Below are 23,815 nucleotides of genomic sequence, written 5' to 3'. Positions count from 1 at the left end.
ACAACTGTAGGAGGTCAGTGCCCTGCCGTTTTCGAAAACAACTGAATCACCACCACTCCCAGCACAATCAAACCCATCCCGAGCATCGCCGGCAGATCGAGCTTCTGCCCATAGATAAACAGCGCCGCGATGCTGACCATGACGATCCCCAGCCCCGCCCACACCGCGTAGGCCACGCCCACCGGAACGGTGCGCACCACCAGGGTCAGCATCCAGAACGCCACGCCGTAACCCACGATCACCAACAGCAGAGGAATCGGCGTGCTCCAGCCCTTGATCGCTTTCATGGAAACGGTGGCGATCACTTCCGAGCAAATGGCAATGGCCAGATAGTAGTAGGCGGCGGTCATGGGGCAATCCTCGGAATGGGCTCAATACTGTAGGAGCGAGCTTGCTCGCGAAAATCGTTAACGATTACGCGTATAACCTGGTTGAACGTGGTGTTCTTGGGTTTTTCGCGAGCAAGCTCGCTCCTACAAAGGTGGGCATTTTAGTGCGTTCTCAGATGGGGTAAAGTCATTACCTATCCGAATTAAAGATAGGTTTAACCCATGAGCGTGCAATGGAACCTGGAGCAGATGCGCCTGTTTGTCAGCGTCGCCGAACAGCGCTCGTTTTCGGCGGTGGCGCGGGACCAGCGCAAGGCGCAATCGGCGGTGAGCAATGGTATTGCCTTGCTGGAGGCCGACCTGGGTGTGAGCCTGTTTGATCGTAGCAGCGGCCGCCAGCCCCGATTGACCGAGGCCGGCACGGTGCTGCTGGAAGAGGCCCGGGAAGTGCTGCGCCAGTGCGAGCGCCTCAATGGCCGCGCCTTGTCCCTGATGCGTGGCGAAGAAGCACGGCTGCGCCTGGCCCAGGACGAAGCCATGCTGTATCAGCCGGTACTCGACAGCCTTGAGGCGCTGGCCGGGAAGTTTCCTAGCCTGGAAGTGCAATTATCGAGCACGGCCCAGGGGGATGTCGCACGCAAATTAGTCGAGCGCAAAGCGGACCTGGGATTGCTGTTCTATCACGACCAGATCCCCGAAGCGCTGGAGCGGCGGGTGGTCGGCAGTGTGGAGATGGTCACGGTGTGCGGCGTCGGCCATCCGCTGGCCAGCGGTGGTTTTGTCGATTGCCAGCGCCTGGCGCAGTTTCGCCAGTTGCTGATGTCGACCCAGACCAGTGTTTACCCCGGCAGCGAGGCGGCCAGCCCGCAGGTCTGGCGTGCCGACAGCTTCTACGTGCTGGCCGAGTGGCTGGCCCGTGGCCTGGGTTGGGCCTGGTTGCCGCGGCATGTGGTGCAATACCCGACCTATCACGGGCAGATGGTCGAGTTGGATAGCGAATGGACGCCGCCGGCCCTGGTGGTGGAGCTAGTCTGGCGCCGGGATGAACCCCTGGGCCCGGCGGCGCGCTTTCTTGCCGAACGGTTTACCGAGTGTTTGCAGGCGATCGGCTGAAAAAGTCGATAAACTCCGCCGCCATGAATAGAACTCTCTACAGCTGTCTGTTTTATCTGGCGCTACCGTTGGTGGCCTTACGTCTATGGCTACGGGCACGCAAGGCGCCGGCCTACGCCAAGCGCGTCAGCGAGCGCTTTTCCTACGGTTTGCCGGTACTCAAGCCCGGCGGGATCTGGGTGCACGCGGTGTCGGTGGGCGAGAGCATCGCTGCCGCGCCGATGATCCGCGGTTTGCTGGAGCGCCACCCTGGATTGCCGATCACCGTCACCTGTATGACGCCCACCGGTTCCGAGCGGATCCAGGCGTTGTTCGCCAATGAGCCGCGCATCCAGCATTGCTACCTGCCCTATGACTTGCCGTGTGCGGCCAAGCGTTTTCTGGACCGGGCCCAGCCCAGGCTTGCGGTCATCATGGAGACCGAGTTGTGGCCCAACCATATCCACCAATGCGCCAAGCGCGGGATTCCCGTGGCCCTGGCCAATGCGCGGCTGTCGGCCCGCTCTGCCAAGGGCTACGGACGTTTCGCCAAACTGACAGCACCGATGCTGGCAGAAATGAGCCTGTTCGCCGTGCAGACCGCCACCGAGGCCGAGCGTTTTCGCAGCCTGGGCGCACGCCCGGAAACGGTCGAAGTCACCGGCTCGATCAAGTTTGACCTGACCATTGACCCACAATTGCTGGAGCGTGCCGCCGCGTTGCGCGAGCAGTGGCAGGCCAGCGAGCGCCCGGTGTGGATCGCGGCCAGTACCCACGAGGGTGAAGATGAAGTGGTGCTGGCGGCCCACCGGCAGTTGCTGGTCAGCTATCCCAACGCCCTGTTGATTCTGGTGCCCCGGCATCCGGAGCGTTTCAACACGATGTTTGAGCTGTGCCAGCAGCAGGGTTTTGCCACGGTACGGCGCTCCAGCGGCGCGCCGGTCAACGCCCAGACCTCGGTGTTGCTGGGCGACACCATGGGCGAGTTGCTGTTTTTGTATGCCTTGGCCGACAGCGCTTTTGTCGGCGGCAGCCTGGTGCCCAATGGGGGGCACAACCTGCTGGAGCCCGCAGCGTTGGCCAAACCGGTGATCAGCGGCCCGCATCTGTTCAACTTCCTCGAAATCGCCGCGATGATGCGCGAAGCCGGGGCGTTGCGGGAGGTGGAGGATGCCGAGGGATTGGCCGAGGCAGTGCGGCAGTTGTTTGAACTGCCGCAGGATGCCCAGAAGATGGCGCAGGCGGGGCTCAAGGTGATGCAGGGCAATCAGGGGGCGTTGAAGCGCTTGCTCGATGGCCTCGATCGCCTGATCAACCGCTGACCTTGTGGGAGCGAGCAAGCTCGCTCCCACATTTTATTATGCGGTGGGTTTAGTAGCCGGGGCGGGCCTTCAGTTGTTCGGCCGCAGCCTTGGCCAGGTCTGGCGGCAGGAAGTCCTTGTCCGGGTTGTAGTCAGCCTTCAGGTAGCGCGCCAGATCCTGCAAGTCCCCCGGGTTCAATGTCCCCGCCGCCTGCTTCAAGCGCAGGTTGTCGAGGATGTAGTCGTAGCGGCTGTTGTTGTAGTTGCGCACCGACGCGTAGAGCTGGCGCTGCGAATCCAGCACATCGACGATATTGCGTGTGCCCACCTGGTAACCGATTTCCGTGGCTTCCACTGCGCTCTGGTTGGAGATGATCGACTGGCGGCGTGCCTGCACCTGTTCCACATCGGTATTCACTGCGCGGTGCAGGTTGCGGGTGTTTTCCACCACCTGGCGGCGCAGGCCTTCGCGTTGCTGCTCGGTCTGGCCCAGGCGCGAATAGGATTCGCGCACTTGGGAACTGGTGAGGCCGCCGCTGTACAGCGGGATATTCAGGCGCAGGCCGATGGTGCGTTGTTCGACATCGCCGCGATACGGCTGGCCGAAGGCATTGGGGTTGCTGAAACCCAGGGCGTCGTTGTCGCCTTTCTCGTATTGCGCCACGGCGTCCAGGGTCGGCGCGTGGCCGGCCTTGCGTTGCTTGAGGGTTTCTTCGGCGGCGGTGACTGCATAGTTGCTGGCCAGCAAATTCAGATTCTGCCGGCCGGCGGTGTCGACCCAGGCCTTGGCGTCGTTGGGCGACGGCGGCAATACCGGCAGGGTGTGGACGATGCCCTGGATCGCGTTGTACTGGCGGTTGGTCAGGGTGATCAGCGCTTCAAACGCGTCATCCACCTGGCGCTGGGCGAGGATCCGGTTGGCCCGCGCGGTGTCGTAGCTGGCCTGGGATTGCAGCACGTCGGTCTTGTCCGACAGGCCCACGTCGAAACGTTCGTTGGACTGGTCCAGTTGGCGCTTGAAGGCAGCCTCTTCGGCCTTGGTCGAGGCCAGGTTGTCCTGGGCGCGCAGCACGGCGAAGTAGTTTTCGGCGCTTTGCAGGATCAGTTCCTGTTCGGTGGCCGAGAGTTGCAGTGCAGCCTGCTCGTTGACCGCTTCGGCGGCTTGCAACTGGAACCAGCGGTCGGCACGGAACAGCGGCTGGCTCAAGGTTGCGCGCCAGGTATGGGCGTCGCGATTGGCGGTGGCCGACGGTGTGTCGATCTGGGTGCGCACATTGTTGATGTCGGCACCGGCCGAGAGATTGGGCAGCAGGCCGGCACGGGCCTGGGGCACCACTTCTTTCTGCGCGCCGTATTGCGCACGGGCGGCGGCCAGGTCGGCATTATTGTCCACCGCTTCCTGGTAGACGCTGACCAGGTCGGTTTTGGTCGACAAGGGCGCTTCAGCTGCCCAGACCATTCCATTGGTCGCACAAGACACGGCAAGAGCCAGTGAAAGTTTGCGCAGCATGAGGCGATTCCTAGATAAATATTACGGCGATAATTTAGCGCCCAAGGCTACGACGAGCAATCCATAGCGTCAAGGCGTTGAGACAGTAGCCGAGTGTAGTGGCCGTATCACGGCGCAACAATCCTGTAATTGCGCCATTCATCACGCTGAATGCACCGCTATTGGCAATTTGCCTGCTCCATGGTCTAGACTGGCCGCGTTCTTGTCGGGGTGCCTTGTTATGAGGCTGAGATCGGTAAATACCGGATCCCGTTGAACCTGATCAGGTTAGCGCCTGCGTAGGGAACAAGATTTCTCGTCACCCGGCGAGTCCTCTTGTGCTTCGTCCGGGATGTTGTTCGACAATCGAACAGCCCTCGTGCGCCAAGCACAGCACTGGTTCCAGTGCGTCCGTCCGTCACAGGTTCGCTCCGACAAAAATCCACTGCCTGGATGTGTCTGGAGAGCCCGTGATGAGTACAAAACTAAAAAACACCGTGCATTTGAGTGAGTCGGCCAAGGTTGACTCGGGATCCGTGCAGCCGTTTACCCGCTCGCAAAAAGTCTATGTGCAGGGCACCCGCCCGGACATCCGCGTACCGATGCGTGAGGTCAGCCTCGACGTGACGCCCACCGACTTCGGCGGCGAAATCAATGCGCCTGTGGTGGTCTACGACACCTCCGGCCCGTACACCGACCCGAATGTCATCATTGACGTGCGCAAGGGCCTGGGCGATGTGCGTTCGCCGTGGATCGAATCCCGTGGCGACACCGAGCGTCTGTCGGGCCTCAGTTCGCACTTCGGCCAGCAGCGCCTGAGCGACGCCGAACTGACCGCCCTGCGTTTTGCCCACGTGAAAAACCCGCGCCGCGCCAAGGCCGGGGCCAACGTCACGCAAATGCACTACGCGCGCCAGGGCATCATCACCGCCGAGATGGAATACGTCGCCATCCGCGAAAACATGAAGCTTGAAGAAGCCCGCGCCGCCGGTCTTCTGACCCAGCAACACGCCGGCCACAGCTTCGGCGCCAGCGTGCCGAAAATCATCACTCCCGAATTTGTGCGCGAAGAAATCGCCCGCGGCCGGGCGATCATCCCGGCCAACATCAACCACACCGAACTGGAACCGATGATCATCGGCCGTAACTTCCTGGTGAAGATCAACGGCAACATCGGCAACAGCGCCCTGGGCTCGTCCATCGAAGAAGAAGTGGCGAAACTCACCTGGGGCATTCGCTGGGGTTCGGACACGGTGATGGACCTGTCCACCGGCAAGCACATCCACGAAACCCGCGAGTGGATCATCCGTAACTCGCCGGTGCCGATCGGTACGGTGCCGATCTACCAGGCCCTGGAAAAAGTCGGTGGCGCTGCCGAAGACCTGACCTGGGAGCTGTTCCGCGACACCCTGATCGAGCAGGCCGAGCAGGGCGTCGACTACTTCACCATCCACGCCGGCGTGCTGTTGCGCTATGTACCGCTGACCGCCAAGCGTGTCACCGGTATCGTTTCCCGTGGCGGCTCGATCATGGCCAAGTGGTGCCTGGCGCATCACAAAGAGAACTTCACCTACACGCATTTCGATGAAATCTGCGAAATCATGAAGGCCTACGACGTCAGCTTCTCCCTCGGCGATGGCCTGCGTCCGGGGTCGATTGCCGACGCCAACGACGCTGCGCAGTTCGGTGAGCTGGAAACCCTTGGCGAATTGACCAAGATCGCCTGGAAGCACGACGTACAAACCATGATCGAAGGCCCGGGCCACGTGCCGATGCAGTTGATCAAGGAGAACATGGACAAGCAGCTGGAGTGCTGTGACGAAGCGCCGTTCTACACCCTCGGCCCGCTGACCACTGACATTGCACCGGGCTACGACCACATCACCTCCGGCATCGGCGCGGCGATGATCGGCTGGTTCGGTTGCGCGATGCTCTGCTACGTCACGCCCAAGGAGCACCTGGGCTTGCCGAACAAGGATGACGTGAAGACCGGGATCATCACCTACAAGATCGCGGCCCATGCGGCAGACTTGGCAAAAGGTCATCCGGGCGCACAGATCCGTGACAACGCCTTGAGCAAGGCGCGGTTCGAGTTCCGTTGGGAAGACCAGTTCAACCTCGGCCTGGACCCGGACACCGCGCGCTCCTACCACGATGAAACCCTGCCCAAGGATTCGGCCAAGGTCGCGCATTTCTGCTCGATGTGCGGGCCGAAATTCTGTTCGATGAAAATTACCCAGGAAGTGCGCGAGTACGCGGCCAACCAGCGTATCGAGGCGGTGGATGTGGATGTGGCCAAGGGCTTGGCCGAGCAGGCGGAGCGGTTCAAGCAGGAAGGCAGCCAGCTCTACAAAAAGGTTTGATCCGAGATCGCAGGCGCCTGTAAGGGCCTCATCGCGAGCAAGCCCGCTCCCACTCGATCGAGCTCCACATGGAATGCGATCGAATGTGGGAGCGGGCTTGCTCGCGAAAGCAATCTCTCAAACAACCAATACTCCTCAGAGATTCCACCCCCGAGCATTCAACCGAGTACCTACTCTCCCGACATTGCAGTCCCCATAGACCAACGTGTCTTCGGCGCCCGCGATCTGTTCTCCCTGTGGTTCTCCCTCGGTATCGGCCTGATGGTCCTGCAAACCGGTGCGCTGCTGGCCTGGCTGGGTGGTATCAGCACCTATCATCTGTTGGCCAATCTGTACCCGGATATCGGCGCAACCCTGCCGGCACTGGCGCTGACAGGGCTGCTGCAATTTATCCTCGGGCGCGCCTTCAGTGGCGCACGGGCACCAGTTCAGGCTTGATGATGCCGTCGAGGCGCGCATAAGGGATCTGCAACTCGACGTGGCCCATGGCGTAGGGCGCAATGGTGGTCGTAGGGTACTTGAGCACCACTGCTCCATAGGTCAGCGCCACGTTCGGGGTTTTCTGGAAGGGCCAGCTTTTCACGTAGTCCGGCTCCAGGCTCAGGCGGGTGCTGATCAGCCAACTGTTGTGGGCCACCTGGGCGGCTTTCCAGAACGCGTCTTCCTTGCCGGGACGCAGCATGTCCGCGAGGGTCAGGTTTTTTTGCTGCTGGCGCGAGTAGTTGATGAAGCCGCGGCCAGGTTCGCCATGGGCACCGCCGGTGTCCAGGTAGCTGGACAGCTCGATGATCACCAAGCCGTCATGCTGCTCCCGTACCTTGGCCTGCAAGTACATGCTGTTGCGCGGGCCGGATTCGCGCAGGAATTTTTCCCGATAGGCGTTCAGCGACGCCGGCAGTGGCGCGCCGGGGGTGGTGCGGGTCATTTCCAGCAGGCGCTGCTCGATCAGCGCATCGAGCTTGGGCTCGCTGGCGAAATGCACGGTGTCGATGTTCACCAGTGGGCAATCGGCAGTGGTGCAGCCGGGTTGCACCACTTCGGATGCATCGCGGGTGGCTTCCAGCGGCGCTCGGTAGCTGGGTTGGAACAGGCTCTGGCAAGCGCCGAGGGTCAAGGCAATACAGGCCACGGAGGCGACTTTTAACAGCGACATGGGCGTCCTTCATAAAGCGGAGAAGAGCGAAAGATATGGGGCTTCGACTACCGGCATCCCAGTCAGTTCGCCACTAAGCTGATTACAGTGAGTTTGACCTGAGCCGCCTGTCCCGGCAACCGCAAAGGGGCTGCACCGAGGGACGCGGGCGCTGTAGGATGGCGCGATGCCAAGACACACACCGCAATAAACGAGGGTTGATATGACCGACAGTGCGAAATCGACGCCGAACAGAATTGAAGTGGTTCAGCGCGACAATGCCTACCAGGGCTTCTACAAGCTCGATCGCGTGCAGCTGCGTCACGAGCTGTTCGACGGTGGCATGAGCCGGGTGATCGATCGTGAAGTCTTTGTGCGCCATGACGCGGTGTGTGTACTGCCCTACGACCCGCAACGTGATCAAGTGGTACTGATCGAGCAATTTCGCGTTGGCGCCATGGGCCGCACCGACAACCCCTGGCTGGTGGAGATGGTTGCCGGGCTGATCGACAAGGACGAGCAACCGGAGGAGGTTGCACACCGCGAAGCCGAGGAGGAAGCTGGGTTGACCTTCAGCGCGCTGTGGCCGATCACCCAGTATTTCCCCTCGCCAGGGGGCAGCACCGAATTCGTCCACCTGTTTTTGGGGCGTTGCGACAGTAGCGGTGCTGGCGGCATTCATGGCCTGGCCGAAGAAGCAGAAGATATCCGCGTCACCGTGTGGGCCTTTGAAGATGCCCTGCAAGCGGTACGCGACGGTAAGATTTCCAACGCAGCCAGCATTATCGCCCTGCAATGGCTTGCGCTTAATCGCGCGGAAGTGAGGGGGCTATGGCAGTAAAGGCACGGGAACGTTACCGGGTCGACCTGATCGGCTTGCAAGCCGCTTGCGAGGCCAACTACGCACGGCTGATGCGCTTGCTGCCGGACATGCGCCACACGCCCGAGGCGCGGCGCATTGCCGTGACCCATGGCGACCAGATGCTCGGCGTGCTGACCCTGGAAGTGATCCTCACTTGCCCGTATACCAGCACCTTGCGCGTGCGCCAGGAACACAGCCTGCCATGGTTGCCGGTGCCGCAGTTGGAAGTGCAGGTGTATCACGATGCGCGGATGGCTGAGGTGATCAGCGCCGAACATGCGCGGCGCTTTCGCAGCATCTATCCTTATCCCAATGTGTTCATGCACCAGCCCGATGAGAAAGCACAGCTCAATGTGTTCCTCGGTGAATGGTTGAGCCATTGCCTGGCCTTGGGCCATGAGTTTGAAGTCGTGCGGTAGATGTGAACTGCGTCTGCTTCACAGGTTTCCTCTTTGCGTCCTGCCCCAGCATAATTGCGCCCATTGCCCATTTTTCGTGATCGCCCTGGGAGAACGCCTTGCCGAGCGTATCCACCGTGAACCCTGATGCACCGGCGTTGCTGGTGCAACTGTCTGACAGCCACTTGTTTGCCGAGGCCGACGGTACGCTGCTGGGCATGAATACCCGTGACAGCCTGCAACGGGTGATCGAGCTGGTGCGGGCCCGGCAGCCGCAGATTGATTTGCTGCTGGCCACCGGCGACTTGTCCCAGGACGGTACGCTTGAGTCCTACCAGCTGTTTCGCGACCTGACCCAGCCAATCGGCGCCCCGGCGCGCTGGATTCCCGGCAACCACGATGAGCCGCAAATCATGGCCCAGGCGACCATGGGCAGTGCGTTGCTGGAGTCGGTGGTGGATGTGGGCAACTGGCGCATTACCTTGCTGGACTCCGCCGTGCCGGGTTCGGTGCCGGGTTATCTGGCCGAGCCGCAACTGCAACTGCTGGCGCAAGCCTTGAGTGAAGCGCCGGGTCGCCATCATCTGGTCTGCTTCCATCATCACCCCGTGCCCATTGGCAGTGCCTGGATGGAGCCCATCGGTTTGCGTAACCCCGAGGCGCTGTTTGCTGTGCTCGACCGTTTTCCCCAGGTGCGGGCGGTGTTGTGGGGGCATGTGCACCAGGAGATCGACCGGGAACGCAACGGCGTGCGCCTGCTGGCGTCGCCGTCGACCTGCATCCAGTTCGCCCCGGGCAGTGAGGATTTCAAGGTCAGCGAAGAGGCACCGGGCTATCGCTGGCTGCGTCTGCATCCCGATGGGCGGTTGGAAACAGGCGTGGAGCGGGTCCAGGGGTTTGCATTCACCGTCGATTACGGTAGTACTGGCTACTGATGGCGATAGTCCCGGGCTAACCTCACCACCGTGACGCCTTGCCCCAGATGCCGCAGCGATGGCTGGATCAGCACGCAATTGTCATACGGTGTGACGATCTCGCGCTGAGCATCTCGGGCGATCACCGTTCCAGCGTGAGTGATCCGCTCCAGTCCACGGAAATCATCAGTGAAACTGAAGTCCATGCTGTGGGCGATCACCGGGTCGGTGACTTGCAGGCATTGCTGGGGCGCAGGCTTTTCCTGGCTAAGAAACCTCGACACATCAGCCTCGGCAACTGCTTGAGTCGCAATCAGGAAGCGTGCTGTCACATCGAGGGCGACGTATTCACTCTTTTTTGAAAAATGCTGGCCCGTCTCGATCAGCAGCGCATTCTTGGGGCTGGCGGCATCGCCAAACCCACCGTAGTCACGCATGCGCCGGCCGTTGGCATGGCCGGCGTCTGCGACGATGGTTGCAGGTACACCTAATGATTGGGCGAACTCCAAGCCTTTGGCGCATGCACCGCACATCATCAGCGGCGGGGATTCTTCGTGCATTGAGTGGATATCGAGCAACAAATCAACACTGTCGATCAGCGGTCGTAACTCCCGTGCTCGGCGCAGTTCGGCGGAGTCGCGCGGGCCGTCGAGGGCCGATGGCAGCCAGATACGGTTCATGTCCTCGTCAATAAAGCGGGTCGCATCAATGTCCTGTGGGTCGAAGCGTTGATAGGCCTGTATGTTGGCAAACCCCAGTGACAACCGCCCCTGGCGCGGGCGCACCCCACTGCGTAACAGGGTATCCACCGCGATTGCCCCACTGACTTCATTGCCATGGGTCAGCGCCATGACCAGCACATGCGGTCCTGGCTTGCCGCTGTCGAAGCTGTGGATGTAGTCGATTCCACAGTTACCGGTTTTCCATTGGCTCAGGTCAGGGAACTGGACTTCCACGGGGTAGGGTTTGAGTGATGCACGAACCTGCTCAAGGGTTTTCATTTCAGTCTCCGACTGACCGATGTGTGTACTTGTCGCGAGGGGTTGGGGCGCGACAAGCAGGAAGAGTGTGTTTAATTGGCAGCGGGGTGGGTGCCGCGCATGCGGCGGCCCAGGCAGACAATCGCCAGTACGCTGATCAAAATGGTCGCCATCACATAAAAACTGGGGGCCAGCTTGCTGCCGGTGGCGTCGATCATCCAGGTCACGATCAATGGCGCAAAGCCACCAAATAGAGTGACGGAAAAGTTGTAGCTCAGCGCCAGACCGGTCCCGCGAATACTGGTTGGGAAGATGTCGGCAAGCATCGCCGGAATCGGCCCCAGGCAGGCGGCGATCAGCACACCGACAATCGCTTGCACAATCAGCAGCGTAGTGAAGCTTGGGAAGGTATTAAGCAGAACGAACATCGGATAAGACGAAAACCCGGTAATCAGCAATGCGATCGTCAGTACCCGAAAACGTCCGTGGCGATCGGATAAACCGCCAAATATCGGAGCCATCAGCATCAGCGTGATGCCGGTCATCAGCGCCCCGAGATACGAGGAGGTAGCGGTGATATTCAGTTGTTTCAGGGCGTAGATAGGCATGTACAGCTTGTGCACGTAGTTGAACGCTGTCGCACCGGCCACCACCCCGATAGCCAGTAACAGGCTGACGTGTCCTTTGATCAACACATCTCGTAGCGGCGTCCTCACCACTGTGCTGGCTACGGTTTTCTTGAAGTCCGGGGTTTCATCGATTTGCGTGCGAATGTAGAAGCCCACCGGCCCGATCAGCAGGCCGAAGCCGAATGCCACGCGCCAACCCCAGTCGTTCAACTGCACATCCGACAGCGCATAGCTGAGGATTGCACTGACACCTGCGGCCAGTACCGTTGCCAGCCCCTGGGTCGACAATTGCCAGCTGGCAAAGAAACCACGACGCTTGGCATCTGCATGTTCGACCATAAACGCGGTGGCCGCACCAAACTCACCGCCCGTAGAAAACCCCTGGAGCATGCGCGCAACGATGATCAACAGCGGTGCAGCCAAGCCGATCTGCTCATAGGTCGGGGCGAAGGTAATCATTGCGGTGCCGATCAGCATGATCATGATGGACATCGTCAACGATGCCTTTCGGCCAGCCCTGTCGGTGTATGAACCGAGCACGATGGCACCTAGCGGGCGCATCAGGAAGGAAATGCCAAATGAGCCTACGGCCAGCAACAGTGAGGTGGTTTCGTTATCGGACGGGAAAAACTGTTTGCTGATAACTACCGCAAAATAGCCGTAGATCAGCAAATCATAAAACTCCAGCGCGTTGCCGACACTGGCAGCGATGATTTCCTTCCATGGACCTCGCTGGGTTGGAGCCTGTGCCGATGATAAGACGGATGATGGGACTGTCATGGATGTGCACCGGGTCTGTTTCACAGTTGGCATTCGGATTCGCCGAGCCGCAGGGTGGCCTGGCGAGATCGAAGGCATTAATTGTTATGGGTGAAAGCCCGGGTGAAATTGAATCAAGTGCGGGTCAACAGCAATTGCTGTTTCGGCACAGGTTTGAGCTGTTTTGGCACGGGGCCGACAGGCATTGGGATTTACGCGTCTTTAAGTTGATGCAACGACAGCGTCACAGGCCTTCCCAGATATTCATGACCATTTCGCTCTGGTTGGCGCGCAGGCGATGCAGCGAGACGTCGAAGGCCACGTGAAACTCGGGGCCGCCTGCAATCACCAGCTCGCCCGAGGCCAGCGCACCTTTGACCACCATGCGCGGCAGCCACGCCAGGCCTCTGCCACGCTTGGCCATTTCCAGGATGGCGTCATAAGAATCAGCCTGGTAGACCATCCGCAACGCTAGGTGCTGTGGTAGCCGCTCCAGGTGCTGGGCCAGCACGCCGCGTAGGGCCAGGGAGGGTGAGAAGGCCAGCCACGGGATGCTCAGGGCGTTATGATCGACGGATATCCGCTGTCGCGGCTGCTCCTTTGTGTCTGGCGCGCTGACCGGCAGCAGTTCCTCATTGGCCAGTACTCGGGAGTCGAAACGCTCCGGGTCCAACAGCGTATGGGTCAATGGGCTGGAAAAGCTCAACAGCAGGTCGACCTCGCCGGCGGACAACTTACTGATCGCTTCTTGCGCCCCGCTGGTGACCAATGACACCGCAAAATTGCCCAGGCGCTGGTGCAATGACTCGTACCAGTCCGGGAAAAAATCGCAGGCCAGGGTCCGACCGGTGGCGATGCGCACGGGTTCGTCGCGGCTCAGGGTGGTGCCTTTGAATTGCGCTCTGACAGCGGTCAGCAATTGCAGTGATTGTGTCGCAGCATCCAGGAACAGCGCGCCGCAAGGCGTCAGTGACAGGGGTTGTTTGCGCTCGATCAATGGCGTGCCGACCCATTCTTCCAGCGCCCGGATACGTCGGCCGAACGCGGGGTGCGTGACACAGCGATTTTCGGCGGCACGCGACAGGCTGCGGGTGCGGGCCAGTTCGATAAAATCCTCAAGCCATTCAAGTTGCATGCGGTTTTCCTGCTTGGCGGCTCATCAACGCGGCGGAACCGATAGTACCGCCAGCGGCGATGGGCTGCACCCACAACCCCCCCGTTCCCTGTAAACTGCGCCCCTTTGGCCGATAACGCACGGAGAGCCCGGCATGTCCGCTTCGATCTTGTATATCCACGGTTTCAACAGCGCGCCAGCCTCGACCAAGGCCAGCCAACTGATGGGCGTGATGGACAGTCTGGGTCTGGCCGACCAGCTACGGGTGCCGGCCCTGCATCACCACCCGCGCCAGGCGATTGCCCAGCTGGAGCAGGCGATCAGCGAGCTGGGGCGGCCACTGCTGGTCGGCAGCTCACTCGGCGGCTACTATGCAACCCATCTTGCCGAACGCCATGGTCTCAAGGCCCTGTTGGTCAACCCGGCGGTCAGCCCCCATCGCATGTTCGACGGTTACCTGGGCACCCAGAAGAACCTCTACACCGATGAAACCTGGGAATTGACCCACGATCACGTCGCGGCCCTGGCTGAGCTTGAAGTGGCGGCGCCCCAGGATGCCCAGCGCTATCAGGTATGGTTGCAGACCGGGGACGAAACACTGGATTATCGCCTCGCCGAGCAGTATTACCGGGCCTGTGCCTTGCGTATCCAGGCCGGCGGCGACCACAGTTACCAGGGCTTTGGCCGACAGTTGCCGGCGCTGTTGAGTTTTGCCGGCATTGGCGCAGATCAGTACCAATCCTTCGATTTCACGGCATTGTGAAACCGCAGGTTACTTTTTAATCGAACGACTCACGATGAGACCCCATGGCCACTCCCAGCGCTAGCTCTTATAACGCCGACGCCATCGAAGTCCTCTCGGGCCTCGACCCGGTGCGCAAACGCCCCGGCATGTACACCGACACCAGTCGGCCGAACCACCTTGCCCAGGAAGTCATCGACAACAGCGTCGACGAAGCCTTGGCCGGGCACGCCAAGTCGGTACAGGTCATTTTGCACGCCGACCATTCCCTGGAAGTGTCCGACGACGGGCGCGGCATGCCGGTGGACATTCACCCGGAAGAAGGGGTGTCGGGTGTCGAGCTGATCCTCACCAAGCTCCACGCGGGCGGTAAGTTCTCCAACAAGAACTATCAGTTTTCCGGCGGCTTGCACGGTGTGGGTATTTCCGTGGTCAACGCCCTGTCCACGCAGGTTCGGGTCAAGGTCAAGCGCGACGGCAACGAGTACCAGATGACCTTCGCCGATGGCTACAAAGCCACTGAGCTGGAAGTGGTCGGCACCGTCGGCAAGCGCAATACCGGGACCAGTGTGTACTTCGCGCCGGACCCGAAATACTTCGACTCCCCCAAATTCTCCATCAGCCGCCTCAAGCACGTACTCAAGGCCAAGGCCGTATTGTGCCCGGGGCTGCTGGTCAGTTTCGAAGACAAAGGCACCGGCGAAAAGGTCGAGTGGCATTACGAAGACGGTCTGCGCTCCTATCTGGAAGATTCGGTCAGCGACTTCGAACGCCTACCCAATGAGCCTTTCTGCGGCAGTTTGGCGGGCAATAAGGAAGCGGTTGACTGGGCGCTGTTGTGGTTGCCCGAGGGCGGCGACAGTGTCCAGGAAAGCTACGTCAACCTGATCCCCACTGCCCAGGGCGGCACCCATGTCAACGGTTTGCGCCAGGGTTTGCTGGATGCCATGCGCGAGTTCTGCGAATACCGCAGCCTGCTGCCGCGCGGCGTGAAGCTGGCGCCGGAGGACGTCTGGGAGCGCATCGCCTTCGTTCTGTCGATGAAAATGCAGGAGCCGCAATTCTCCGGCCAGACCAAGGAACGCCTGTCGTCCCGTGAGGCGGCGGCGTTTGTCTCGGGTGTGGTCAAGGACGCGTTCAGCCTGTGGCTCAACGAGCACCCGGAGCTGGGCCTGGCCCTGGCCGAGCTGGCGATCAACAACGCGGGGCGTCGTCTCAAGGCCAGCAAAAAGGTCGAGCGCAAGCGCATCACCCAGGGCCCGGCATTGCCCGGCAAGCTGGCAGACTGCGCCGGGCAGGACCCGATGCGCTCCGAACTGTTTTTGGTGGAAGGTGATTCTGCCGGCGGTTCCGCCAAGCAAGCGCGGGATAAAGAGTTCCAGGCGATCCTGCCGTTGCGCGGCAAGATCCTCAATACCTGGGAAGTCGACGGCAGCGAAGTACTGGCCAGCCAGGAAGTGCACAACATCGCCGTGGCCATCGGCGTCGATCCGGGCGCCGAGGACATGAGCCAACTGCGCTACGGCAAGATCTGCATCCTCGCCGACGCCGACTCCGACGGCCTGCACATTGCTACTTTGCTCTGCGCACTGTTCGTCCAGCATTTCCGCCCGCTGGTGGATGCCGGTCACGTCTATGTCGCCATGCCACCGCTGTACCGTATCGACCTGGGCAAAGAGATCTACTACGCCCTGGACGAAGCCGAGCGCGACGGCATCCTCGACCGCCTGGTGGCCGAGAAGAAGCGCGGCAAGCCGCAAGTCACTCGATTCAAAGGCCTGGGTGAAATGAACCCGCCGCAACTGCGGGAAACCACCATGGACCCGAACACCCGGCGCCTGGTGCAGTTGACCCTGGAAGACTACGCCGCCACCTCGGAAATGATGGACATGCTGCTGGCCAAGAAGCGCGCCGGTGACCGCAAGGCCTGGCTGGAGTCCAAAGGCAACCTGGCCGAGGTATTGGGCTGATGCGCAGCGGTTTCGCCCTGGCGATACTGTTGTTGAGTGGGTTGGCAGTGGCCGAACCTGCGGTTGAGCTCAAGTTGTTGTCCGAACACCCGGTCGAGGGCATGCGCGGCGGTAATCTGTCGGGCCTGGCCTTGTGCGGCAAGGACTTGTGGACGGTCTCCGACCGCGACGACGACCAGATCTACCGCCTCGATACCCGTGCCGAGACCTGGCAGGCCGAAACGGTCAGGATCGACGTGCCGCCAGTGCCTGAATCGGGCTTGCCGTGGGGCTTGCGCGCACGCACCACGGCGGCTTCGGTGATTCGTGGCGGCGACCTGGATTTTGAAGGCATCAGCTGTGACGCCGCGGGTAATCGTTATATCGTCAGCGAAGCCCACGCGGCGGTGCTGCAGGTACCGGCAAGTGGGGATCCGGAATGGCTGAAGATTGCCCCTGGGATGGTTCGCGAGGCGCGGGCCAGTGGCCTGTTGCTGCACTTCAATGCCTTGTTTGAAGGCCTGGCGGTCAACCCCGAGGGCAATCAGATCTGGCTGGCGGCCGAACGTGAACGGCGCGGGCTGATTTCGATCAAGCGTGGGCAAAGCGTTTGGGATTGTGACGGGCCGTGCGTGCTGTTGAGCGAGGCTGGCCAGGAAATGCAACCCGCGCAGTTTCCGGGCGCCAAGGCCGTTTCCAAGGATTTTGCTGACCTTGCGCTGTTCAACGGCAAGCTGTTTACCCTGGAGCGCAATGCGTTCCAGATCTGCCGGCGCGACAGCGTGACGGCCAAGGTCGAGCGGTGCTGGTCGTACGCCGATGAGGCCCTGGTGCCGAATCGACGTTATCCCCAGAGCTATGGCCTGGCGGAAGCCTTGCTGATTGATGCCGAGGGCGCCTGGGTGGGTATCGACAATAATTTCGGCGCCCGGGCCGATGGTGAAAAACGCCCGGTGGTCTACCGTTTTGCTGCGCCGGCCGGTGGTTGGAGCGCCCAGCCATGAGCGCGCAAGCGCCTGGCAAGCGCGCCGGACGTATATTGATGTTCGTGGCGTGGGGCGCCGGGCTGTTTCTGGCAACACGGTTTTTTGGGCAATGGGAAGCGCGTCAGGAAAACCCCAACGCCGTGGTCACCTCGCAGCAACACGCGGGTTATATAGAAGTGAAACTGGTCGGCAACGGCCAGGGGCATTTTGTTGCCACTGGCCAGATCAACGGCCAGCCGGTGGATTTCATGCTCGATACCGGCGCCACCGACGTGGCGGTACCGGCCGAGCTGGCCGAACGCCTGGGGCTCAAGCGCGGTTTGCCGGTGACCTTGAGCACCGCCAACGGCCGCAGCCAGGGCTATCGGACCCACCTCGACCGCCTGCAACTGGGCGATATCGTCTTGCAGGACGTGCGTGCCCTGGTGGCGCCGGGCCTGGGTGGCGAGCAAGTGCTGTTGGGCATGAGCGCATTGAAACAACTTGAATTTACCCAGCGCGGCGGCACCATGCTGCTGCGCCAGACCAGACAATGATGAGGCCCGCATGAGTGACATCCTTGCAGACAGCTTAGACGGCGTAGAACGCCGGTCGCTGGCTGACTTCACCGAAAATGCCTACCTCAACTACTCCATGTACGTGATCATGGACCGTGCCCTGCCGCATATCGGCGACGGCCTGAAACCAGTACAGCGGCGCATTATCTACGCCATGAGTGAGTTGGGCCTGGACGCCGACTCCAAGCACAAGAAATCGGCGCGTACCGTCGGTGACGTGCTCGGCAAGTTCCACCCCCACGGCGACTCGGCGTGCTACGAAGCCATGGTGCTGATGGCCCAGCCGTTCAGCTACCGCTACACCCTGGTCGACGGCCAGGGCAACTGGGGTGCGCCGGATGATCCCAAGTCGTTCGCCGCCATGCGTTACACCGAGGCGCGGCTGTCGCGCTATTCCGAAGTGCTGCTCAGCGAGCTGGGCCAGGGCACCGCAGACTGGGGCCCGAACTTCGACGGCACCCTCGACGAACCGCTGGTCTTGCCGGCGCGCCTGCCCAATATCCTGCTCAACGGCACCACCGGCATCGCCGTGGGCATGGCCACCGACGTACCGCCGCACAACCTGCGCGAAGTCGCCACGGCCTGCGTGCGTTTGCTCGATGAGCCCAAGGCCACGGTCGAGCAGTTGTGCGAGCATATCCAGGGCCCGGACTACCCGACCGAAGCGGAAATCATCACCCCGCGCGCCGACCTGCTGAAAATGTACGAGACCGGCAAGGGCTCGGTGCGCATGCGTGCCGTGTACCACATCGAAGATGGCGACATTATCGTCACCGCCTTGCCGCACCAGGTCTCCGGCGCCAAAGTGCTGGAACAGATTGCCGCGCTGATGCAGGCCAAGCCGTCGAAACTGCCGCAAGTCGCAGACCTGCGTGACGAGTCCGACCACGAAAACCCGTGCCGCATCGTGATCATTCCGACCAACAGCCGGGTCGACCATGAAGTGCTGATGCAGCACCTGTTTGCCAGCACCGAGCTGGAATCCAGTTACCGGGTCAACGTCAATATCATCGGCCTGGATGGCAAGCCGCAGCTGAAAAACCTGCGCAACCTGCTGGTGGAGTGGCTGGAGTTCCGGGTCAATACCGTACGCCGCCGCCTGCAATTTCGCCTGGACAAGGTCGAGCGTCGCCTGCACCTGTTGGACGGCTTGCTGATTGCCTATCTCAACCTGGATGAAGTGATTCATATCATCCGTACCGCCGAGCACCCGAAAGCCGAGTTGATCGCGCGTTTCGAGTTGAGCGAGATCCAGGCCGACTACATCCTCGATACCCGTTTGCGCCAGTTGGCGCGCCTGGAAGAGATGAAGTTGCGCGACGAGCAGGACGCGTTGCTCAAGGAACAAGCCAAGCTGCAAGCGCTGCTGGGTAGTGAAGCCAAGCTCAAGAAACTGGTGCGCAGCGAGCTGATCAAGGACGCAGAAACCTATGGTGACGACCGTCGTTCGCCGATTGTCGAGCGTACCGAAGCCAAGGCCCTGACCGAAACCGAGCTGTTGCCCAACGAGAAAATTACCGTCGTTCTGTCGGAAAAGGGTTGGGTTCGCTCCGCCAAGGGGCATGATATTGACGCCACCGGCCTGTCTTACAAGGCCGGCGATGGGTTCAAGACTGCTGCAGCCGGGCGCTCCAACCAGTTTGCGGTGTTTATCGACTCCACCGGGCGCAGTTATTCGGTGCCGGCGCATACCTTGCCGTCAGCACGAGGCCAGGGCGAACCGTTGACCGGGCGCCTGACACCACCGCCAGGGGCAAGTTTTGAATGTGTATTGCTGCCTGATGATGACTCGCTGTACGTCATCGCCTCCGACGCCGGCTACGGCTTCGTGGTCAAGGGCGAGGATTTGCAGGCCAAGAACAAGGCGGGCAAGGCCCTGTTGAGCCTGCCGAACAACGCCAAGGTGATCTTGCCGCGTCCGGTCGAGGACCGTGAAGGCAATTGGCTGGCATCGGTGACCACAGAAGGGCGCTTGCTGGTGTTCAAGATCAGCGACCTGCCGCAGCTGGGCAAGGGCAAGGGCAACAAGATCATTGGGATTCCAGGAGAGCGGGTGGCCAGTCGCGAAGAGTACGTGACCGACATCGCAGTGATCCCGGAAGGTTCGACCCTGGTGCTGCAGGCCGGCAAACGCACGCTGTCGCTGCGTCCTGACGATCTTGAGCACTACAAGGGCGAGCGCGGTCGCCGCGGGAACAAATTGCCCCGTGGCTTCCAGCGAGTAGATGCATTGCTGGTGGAAACACCGGCTTAAGGCGATATAGAGCACCCGATCTACGAATTTAACCCGTAGATCGGCGCTTTCGCGCTGGAGTCATGGCGCATATTCACGGATGATATGGCCTTTCCAGCGCCGGCGTGGCTGAGCGCGTATAGGTTATTTTTAGTATTACATTGTGGTTTGCCTTGTGGCAGCCACCTGGATGGGATGATGACTGCTCCACGCCTTCCTTTATTTTTGATGCTCGCTGGCCTTTTGGGGTTGGCGGGTTGCGCTACGCACCAGCCGGTGTCGCTGTACCAACTGGATAGCGGAAACCCTGCGCAGCCAGCGCAAAGTGCTGGCATGGCGGTCTTGCTCGGGCCGGTCGTGGTTGCCGATTACCTGCAACGTGAAACCCTGCTGCAACGCCAGGACGATGGCAGCCTGCAAGGCTCCGTCGATGGCCGTTGGGCGGGCAGCCTGTCGTCGGATATCAACCAGTTGATGCTGCGCCAGGTGGCCGGCCACCTCGACAGCCAGCGTGTGGTGCTGTCGCCGGCACCTACCAGTTTCTCGCCCGATGTTCAGGTGCTGCTGACCATCACGCGCCTGGACTCCGGGGCATCGCAGCCGGCAATCCTTGATGCGCAATGGCGCCTGATCGACCGCCGCGGCCAGGTGCGGGACAACCGCATCGTGCATCTGCAAGAACAACACGCTGGCAGTACCGCTTCCCAGGTTCAGGCCCAGGGTGTGTTGTTGCAGCGCCTGGCAGAACAACTGTCGGTAGCCCTCAAGCCATTGGCCAACCAGCCACCGATTGCCGAGGCCCCGCGCAAACAGGCCCCGGCTCCTGCCAAGCCGGCAGCCCCGGAAAAGCCGAAGATCCCAATGGCTTCGCCGATTCGCACGGACATGGAAGTGTTCCGCTTCTGAGGTAACAGCCCCCTGTAGGAGCGAGCTTGCTCGCGAAAAACTCAAGGGCAACGCGCTCATTCAGGATAAGCGCGTTAACGTTGACGATCTTCGCGAGCAAGCTCGCTCCTACACAGAGCCAATAAAAAGCCCACCCATGATCACTCATGGGTGGGCTTTTTATTGGGGGAGGATTCACCCCTTGTTGCGGGTCTCATGCATCCGCGCCAACTGGCGCTCCAGCATCGACGGATAAGGCTCCATCAACCGCTCTACACAGCACGCGCCTTCGGGGCTTGCAATCGGGCGGATCCGCGCACGCTGGCGGATCAAGGCGTCGTCGCTGATCTTGCGCTCCACCAGCAGCAGGTTGCGGCTGTGTTGCGACAAGGCCAGGGCGTCCTGGGCGTTTTCGGTCAGCAGCAGGTCGATCTGGCTCATGCCATACAGGTCGTCGCCCAGGGTCAGGCCCAGTTGCAGTTGCAGGGTGATGCCGCTATCAGCGACTTCGATCTGCAACGCATGGCCCAGCGCCCGCAACAGCTCACCGCAGCAGATAGCGTTGGTCAGGTAGTCTTCGCCGCTGTCTTCGCTGTGGAACAGCATCAAGGTGCTGCCGTCGTTCAGGGTGTGCAGCTCGCTCTGGTACAGCGAGGCCGCCTGGTCGAGGCAGTCGCGGTAGCGTTCCAGCAGCTCGGTCAAGCGTGCGCGGGGCAGGCGGCGCAGCTGTTCCTGGGCGCCCAGTTGCACGGCCAATACCGCACTGTGCTGTGGCTGTGTGTTGTGCGAGACCGCAGGTTTTGGCGCTACCACCGGGGTAGGCACCGACTCGTCGCGCAGGTCGGCAAACGGGTCGTCATCGTCCAGGCTGTCTTCGTCGGCCTTGATGGCTGTGCGCGGTACTGGCTTGAGGCCCGCCACTGGCGCCGACTCGTCGAAGCTCGGGTCGCGCAGGTTGCGCACTTCAAACTCGGGTTCGTCGTCGTAATCGGTGTCGTCAAGCTCCGGTTCAGGCTCGACTTCCTGTACCACGGGCTCTGGAGCGAAGCTGGTGTGCAACTGGCGGGCAAGGTCGCCGATTTCATCCTGGCGGTCAGTGGCCGGGGTGTGCTCGTCGATATCGCGCAGCCAGATGCGCAATTGCATCAGAGGCGTGGAGATATGCCGGCCCAGGCGCAGGCTCAAGGCCAGGGCCAGCGCCAGCAGGATCGCGCTGAGGATCCCCATGCTTTGCAGGCTGATGGTCATCGGCTGCTGGAACTGTTGCATGTCCAGGCTGATACGCAATTGACCGGCCTTCACATCCTGAAACGTGATATTGCTCTGGTACAGGCCTTCGGCTTCACCCAGCAGGCCGTTCTTCGGGCGTTGCCCAGCCTCGGCCATGATCCGGTTGTCCACGCTGTAGATGGCGGCGTGGGCCACCAGCGGGTTCTTGGTCAGGTTGTTGAGCAGCACGTTGAGGCTGAGGATGTCGTTGGACACCAGCAACTCAGTCGCCGAGGTGGCGGTCTGGGTCGTCAAGCTCTCGCCCAGGGCGTCGGCTTGCTCGTGCATGGCCTGTTTGAACTGCAAACCCATCACGCACGCATAGATCACCAGGGCCAGGGCGACCAGGATCACGTTATGGCTGGCGATGCGTAATGCGATCGGTACACGGCGGTGGCGCAGTGCCCGGAAGATCAGCAGGAAGAAGTTATCGGTTTTTACTGGCGTGGGCCGGTTCACTTGCGCTCGGCTCTTGGTCCGTGAAGTTGACGCGCAGTATAGCGACAGGCCCAAGACCGGCAAAGCGCTGGCTGTGCCCGATGGTCACTGAAAGTGGGTAGAATGCGGTTTTTTTCCAGCCCGGGGGTGCGCTTTGCGCGAAATTGTCCTGATTAACATCACAGGTGAGGACCGTCCGGGTCTTACCGCGGCCATCACTGGTGTTCTGGCCCAGGGTGGCGTGACCATTCTCGACATCGGCCAGGCCGTGATCCACGACACCCTGTCGTTCGGCATCCTGGTCGAGATCCCGAGCACCGAGCAGGCCTCGTCCGTGCTCAAAGACATCCTGTTTACGGCCTATAAGCTGGATCAGCAGGTTCGCTTTACTCCGGTTTCCGAAGAGGATTACCAGCACTGGGTGGCCGGCCAAGGCAAAAAGCGCCATATCGTCACGCTGCTGACGCGCAAGGTGACCGCCGAGCAATTGCAGCGTGTCAGTTCGATCACCGCGCAGTACGGTTTGAACATCGACCATATTGACCGTCTGTCGGGTCGCATGCCATTGGATACCCCGGCAGACCAGGGCAAGGGCTGTATCGAGTTCTCCGTGCGCGGTGAGCCGGCCGATCCGCAGGCCCTGCGCGCCGAGTTCCTCAGTGTTGCCCAGGAGTTGAATGTCGATATCGCCTTCCAGGAAGACTCGCTGTTCCGTCGTAACCGCCGCCTGGCGGTGTTCGACATGGACTCGACGCTGATCGAAGCCGAAGTCATCGACGAGTTGGCCAAGGCTGCGGGCGTTGGCGAGCAAGTTTGCGCGATCACTGAACGCGCGATGGCGGGTGAGTTGGACTTTCGCGCCAGCTTCAAGGAGCGCCTGGCGCTGCTCAAGGGCCTGGATGTCAGTGTGTTGGACTCCATCGGCGCATCCCTGCGCTTGACCGAAGGCGCCGAGACCCTGTTCGCCGAACTCAAGCGCCTGGGCTACAAGACCGCGATCCTGTCGGGCGGCTTTACCTACTTCGCCAAGCAATTGCAGGCCAAGCTGGGCATCGACTATGTGTTCGCCAACGAGCTGGAAGTGGTGGATGGCAAGGTGACGGGCGTGGCGGTCGAGCCGATTGTCGACGCGCAGCGCAAAGCTGATCTGCTACGGGAGTTGGCGCACAAGGAAGGTTTGCGTCTGGAGCAGACCATTGCGGTCGGCGACGGTGCCAACGACTTGCCGATGCTGGCAATCGCCGGGCTGGGCGTAGCGTTCCGTGCCAAGCCTTTGGTCAAGCAATCGGCTAAGCAGGCGATTTCGACCCTGGGGCTGGACGGTGTGCTGTATCTGTTGGGCTTTCGCGACCGCGACGGCCAATAACGACAGGAACGCGGTCAAAAATGTGGGA

21 protein-coding genes and 1 riboswitch are annotated in these 23,815 nt (G+C 61.2%); of the genes, 14 read left to right on the top strand and 7 right to left on the bottom strand.

What is annotated here, in order from left to right:
• Positions 1-14 precede the first annotated feature (14 nt).
• Complete coding sequence (locus BFQ03_RS08940) at positions 15-350, bottom strand: DMT family transporter (RefSeq protein ID WP_032862093.1); 336 nt, start codon at positions 348-350, stop codon at positions 15-17.
• Positions 351-551: 201 nt separating this feature from the next.
• On the opposite strand from BFQ03_RS08940, the gene BFQ03_RS08935 reads away from it, so the two are divergent.
• Both BFQ03_RS08935 and waaA read left to right on the top strand, forming a co-directional pair.
• A complete protein-coding gene (locus tag BFQ03_RS08935) occupies positions 552-1,442 on the top strand; it encodes a LysR family transcriptional regulator (protein ID WP_065942890.1) in 891 nt (296 codons plus the stop codon).
• Between the two features lie 23 nt (positions 1,443-1,465).
• On the top strand, positions 1,466-2,743 hold the full coding sequence (waaA, locus tag BFQ03_RS08930; RefSeq protein ID WP_065942889.1) for a lipid IV(A) 3-deoxy-D-manno-octulosonic acid transferase: 1,278 nt from the start codon (positions 1,466-1,468) through the stop codon (positions 2,741-2,743).
• Between the two features lie 49 nt (positions 2,744-2,792).
• Here the strand turns inward: waaA and BFQ03_RS08925 are convergent, their stop codons facing one another.
• Complete coding sequence (locus tag BFQ03_RS08925) at positions 2,793-4,232, bottom strand: TolC family outer membrane protein (protein WP_065942888.1); 1,440 nt, start codon at positions 4,230-4,232, stop codon at positions 2,793-2,795.
• A 196-nt stretch (positions 4,233-4,428) separates the two neighbouring features.
• Positions 4,429-4,534: riboswitch (TPP riboswitch) on the top strand.
• A 150-nt stretch (positions 4,535-4,684) separates the two neighbouring features.
• Between BFQ03_RS08925 and thiC the strand changes: the two genes are divergently transcribed.
• Together thiC and BFQ03_RS30565 are read left to right on the top strand one after the other, a co-directional pair.
• Positions 4,685-6,574 carry a phosphomethylpyrimidine synthase ThiC gene (gene thiC / locus BFQ03_RS08920; RefSeq protein WP_065942887.1) on the top strand — a complete coding sequence of 630 codons (1,890 nt, stop codon included), beginning with the start codon at positions 4,685-4,687 and terminating at the stop codon, positions 6,572-6,574.
• A 261-nt stretch (positions 6,575-6,835) separates the two neighbouring features.
• A complete protein-coding gene (locus BFQ03_RS30565; RefSeq protein ID WP_239695233.1) occupies positions 6,836-7,012 on the top strand; it encodes a hypothetical protein in 177 nt (58 codons plus the stop codon).
• Here the strand turns inward: BFQ03_RS30565 and BFQ03_RS08915 are convergent.
• Positions 6,981-7,727 carry an RsiV family protein gene (locus tag BFQ03_RS08915; RefSeq protein ID WP_032862086.1) on the bottom strand — a complete coding sequence of 249 codons (747 nt, stop codon included), beginning with the start codon at positions 7,725-7,727 and terminating at the stop codon, positions 6,981-6,983. The genes BFQ03_RS30565 and BFQ03_RS08915 overlap by 32 nt on opposite strands.
• Before the next feature lie 202 nt (positions 7,728-7,929).
• Between BFQ03_RS08915 and BFQ03_RS08910 the strand changes: the two genes are divergently transcribed.
• From BFQ03_RS08910 to cpdA, 3 genes are all read left to right on the top strand, one after another.
• A complete protein-coding gene (locus tag BFQ03_RS08910) occupies positions 7,930-8,547 on the top strand; it encodes an NUDIX domain-containing protein (protein WP_032862084.1) in 618 nt (205 codons plus the stop codon).
• Positions 8,538-8,987, top strand: coding sequence for a DUF1249 domain-containing protein (locus BFQ03_RS08905; protein ID WP_032862082.1), 450 nt, complete (start codon positions 8,538-8,540; stop codon positions 8,985-8,987). The genes BFQ03_RS08910 and BFQ03_RS08905 overlap by 10 nt, the downstream gene beginning before the upstream one ends.
• Positions 8,988-9,085: 98 nt before the next feature.
• Positions 9,086-9,901: a 3',5'-cyclic-AMP phosphodiesterase gene (cpdA, locus tag BFQ03_RS08900; RefSeq protein ID WP_032862081.1), complete on the top strand. Its 816-nt coding sequence runs from the start codon at positions 9,086-9,088 to the stop codon at positions 9,899-9,901.
• Here cpdA and BFQ03_RS08895 read toward each other — a convergent pair.
• The 3 genes from BFQ03_RS08895 to BFQ03_RS08885 form a co-directional block, all read right to left on the bottom strand.
• Positions 9,895-10,881 (bottom strand): M14 family metallopeptidase, encoded by a 987-nt coding sequence (locus BFQ03_RS08895; RefSeq protein WP_065942886.1) that lies wholly within the window; start codon positions 10,879-10,881, stop codon positions 9,895-9,897. The two genes, cpdA and BFQ03_RS08895, sit on opposite strands and share 7 nt — an antisense overlap.
• Positions 10,882-10,952: 71 nt before the next feature.
• On the bottom strand, positions 10,953-12,269 hold the full coding sequence (locus tag BFQ03_RS08890) for an MFS transporter (RefSeq protein ID WP_032862078.1): 1,317 nt from the start codon (positions 12,267-12,269) through the stop codon (positions 10,953-10,955).
• Between the two features lie 223 nt (positions 12,270-12,492).
• Entirely contained in the window at positions 12,493-13,383 is an 891-nt protein-coding gene (locus BFQ03_RS08885; protein ID WP_065942885.1) for a LysR family transcriptional regulator, read from the bottom strand.
• Between the two features lie 133 nt (positions 13,384-13,516).
• On the opposite strand from BFQ03_RS08885, the gene BFQ03_RS08880 reads away from it, so the two are divergent.
• From BFQ03_RS08880 to BFQ03_RS08855, 6 genes are all read left to right on the top strand, one after another.
• A complete protein-coding gene (locus tag BFQ03_RS08880) occupies positions 13,517-14,125 on the top strand; it encodes a YqiA/YcfP family alpha/beta fold hydrolase (protein WP_065942884.1) in 609 nt (202 codons plus the stop codon).
• A 44-nt stretch (positions 14,126-14,169) separates the two neighbouring features.
• Entirely contained in the window at positions 14,170-16,074 is a 1,905-nt protein-coding gene (parE, locus tag BFQ03_RS08875; RefSeq protein ID WP_032862074.1) for a DNA topoisomerase IV subunit B, read from the top strand.
• Positions 16,074-17,057, top strand: a complete 984-nt coding sequence (locus tag BFQ03_RS08870) for an esterase-like activity of phytase family protein (protein ID WP_032862073.1) — start codon at positions 16,074-16,076, stop codon at positions 17,055-17,057. The genes parE and BFQ03_RS08870 overlap by 1 nt, the downstream gene beginning before the upstream one ends.
• Positions 17,054-17,575: a retropepsin-like aspartic protease family protein gene (locus tag BFQ03_RS08865; protein ID WP_032862072.1), complete on the top strand. Its 522-nt coding sequence runs from the start codon at positions 17,054-17,056 to the stop codon at positions 17,573-17,575. The genes BFQ03_RS08870 and BFQ03_RS08865 overlap by 4 nt, the downstream gene beginning before the upstream one ends.
• A gap of 10 nt (positions 17,576-17,585) precedes the next feature.
• Complete coding sequence (gene parC / locus BFQ03_RS08860) at positions 17,586-19,850, top strand: DNA topoisomerase IV subunit A (protein WP_032862071.1); 2,265 nt, start codon at positions 17,586-17,588, stop codon at positions 19,848-19,850.
• 177 nt (positions 19,851-20,027) lie between these two features.
• A complete protein-coding gene (locus BFQ03_RS08855) occupies positions 20,028-20,735 on the top strand; it encodes a PqiC family protein (protein ID WP_082445647.1) in 708 nt (235 codons plus the stop codon).
• 174 nt (positions 20,736-20,909) lie between these two features.
• Here the strand turns inward: BFQ03_RS08855 and BFQ03_RS08850 are convergent, their stop codons facing one another.
• A complete protein-coding gene (locus BFQ03_RS08850; protein WP_065942883.1) occupies positions 20,910-22,442 on the bottom strand; it encodes an AhpA/YtjB family protein in 1,533 nt (510 codons plus the stop codon).
• Between the two features lie 133 nt (positions 22,443-22,575).
• On the opposite strand from BFQ03_RS08850, the gene serB reads away from it, so the two are divergent.
• On the top strand, positions 22,576-23,787 hold the full coding sequence (gene serB, locus BFQ03_RS08845) for a phosphoserine phosphatase SerB (RefSeq protein WP_032862066.1): 1,212 nt from the start codon (positions 22,576-22,578) through the stop codon (positions 23,785-23,787).
• The last annotated feature ends 28 nt before the right edge of the window (positions 23,788-23,815 follow it).

The organism is Pseudomonas sp. 25 R 14, from assembly GCF_900004755.1.
Classification (GTDB): domain Bacteria; phylum Pseudomonadota; class Gammaproteobacteria; order Pseudomonadales; family Pseudomonadaceae; genus Aquipseudomonas; species Aquipseudomonas brenneri.
The sequence above is the reverse complement of the archived record's forward strand: the minus strand, read 5'-3'. Positions and strand labels throughout refer to the sequence as shown.

What these genes read in the sequence shown, in the direction of transcription:
- BFQ03_RS08940 (WP_032862093.1), bottom strand. Translation starts at nt 350, where the DNA reads ATGACCGCCGCCTACTACTATCTGGCCATTGCCATTTGCTCGGAAGTG.
- BFQ03_RS08935 (WP_065942890.1), top strand. Translation starts at nt 552, where the DNA reads ATGAGCGTGCAATGGAACCTGGAGCAGATGCGCCTGTTTGTCAGCGTC.
- waaA (WP_065942889.1), top strand. Translation starts at nt 1,466, where the DNA reads ATGAATAGAACTCTCTACAGCTGTCTGTTTTATCTGGCGCTACCGTTG.
- BFQ03_RS08925 (WP_065942888.1), bottom strand. Translation starts at nt 4,232, where the DNA reads ATGCTGCGCAAACTTTCACTGGCTCTTGCCGTGTCTTGTGCGACCAAT.
- thiC (WP_065942887.1), top strand. Translation starts at nt 4,685, where the DNA reads ATGAGTACAAAACTAAAAAACACCGTGCATTTGAGTGAGTCGGCCAAG.
- BFQ03_RS30565 (WP_239695233.1), top strand. Translation starts at nt 6,836, where the DNA reads ATGGTCCTGCAAACCGGTGCGCTGCTGGCCTGGCTGGGTGGTATCAGC.
- BFQ03_RS08915 (WP_032862086.1), bottom strand. Translation starts at nt 7,727, where the DNA reads ATGTCGCTGTTAAAAGTCGCCTCCGTGGCCTGTATTGCCTTGACCCTC.
- BFQ03_RS08910 (WP_032862084.1), top strand. Translation starts at nt 7,930, where the DNA reads ATGACCGACAGTGCGAAATCGACGCCGAACAGAATTGAAGTGGTTCAG.
- BFQ03_RS08905 (WP_032862082.1), top strand. Translation starts at nt 8,538, where the DNA reads ATGGCAGTAAAGGCACGGGAACGTTACCGGGTCGACCTGATCGGCTTG.
- BFQ03_RS08895 (WP_065942886.1), bottom strand. Translation starts at nt 10,881, where the DNA reads ATGAAAACCCTTGAGCAGGTTCGTGCATCACTCAAACCCTACCCCGTG.
- BFQ03_RS08890 (WP_032862078.1), bottom strand. Translation starts at nt 12,269, where the DNA reads ATGACAGTCCCATCATCCGTCTTATCATCGGCACAGGCTCCAACCCAG.
- BFQ03_RS08885 (WP_065942885.1), bottom strand. Translation starts at nt 13,383, where the DNA reads ATGCAACTTGAATGGCTTGAGGATTTTATCGAACTGGCCCGCACCCGC.
- BFQ03_RS08880 (WP_065942884.1), top strand. Translation starts at nt 13,517, where the DNA reads ATGTCCGCTTCGATCTTGTATATCCACGGTTTCAACAGCGCGCCAGCC.
- parE (WP_032862074.1), top strand. Translation starts at nt 14,170, where the DNA reads ATGGCCACTCCCAGCGCTAGCTCTTATAACGCCGACGCCATCGAAGTC.
- BFQ03_RS08870 (WP_032862073.1), top strand. Translation starts at nt 16,074, where the DNA reads ATGCGCAGCGGTTTCGCCCTGGCGATACTGTTGTTGAGTGGGTTGGCA.
- BFQ03_RS08865 (WP_032862072.1), top strand. Translation starts at nt 17,054, where the DNA reads ATGAGCGCGCAAGCGCCTGGCAAGCGCGCCGGACGTATATTGATGTTC.
- parC (WP_032862071.1), top strand. Translation starts at nt 17,586, where the DNA reads ATGAGTGACATCCTTGCAGACAGCTTAGACGGCGTAGAACGCCGGTCG.
- BFQ03_RS08855 (WP_082445647.1), top strand. Translation starts at nt 20,028, where the DNA reads ATGACTGCTCCACGCCTTCCTTTATTTTTGATGCTCGCTGGCCTTTTG.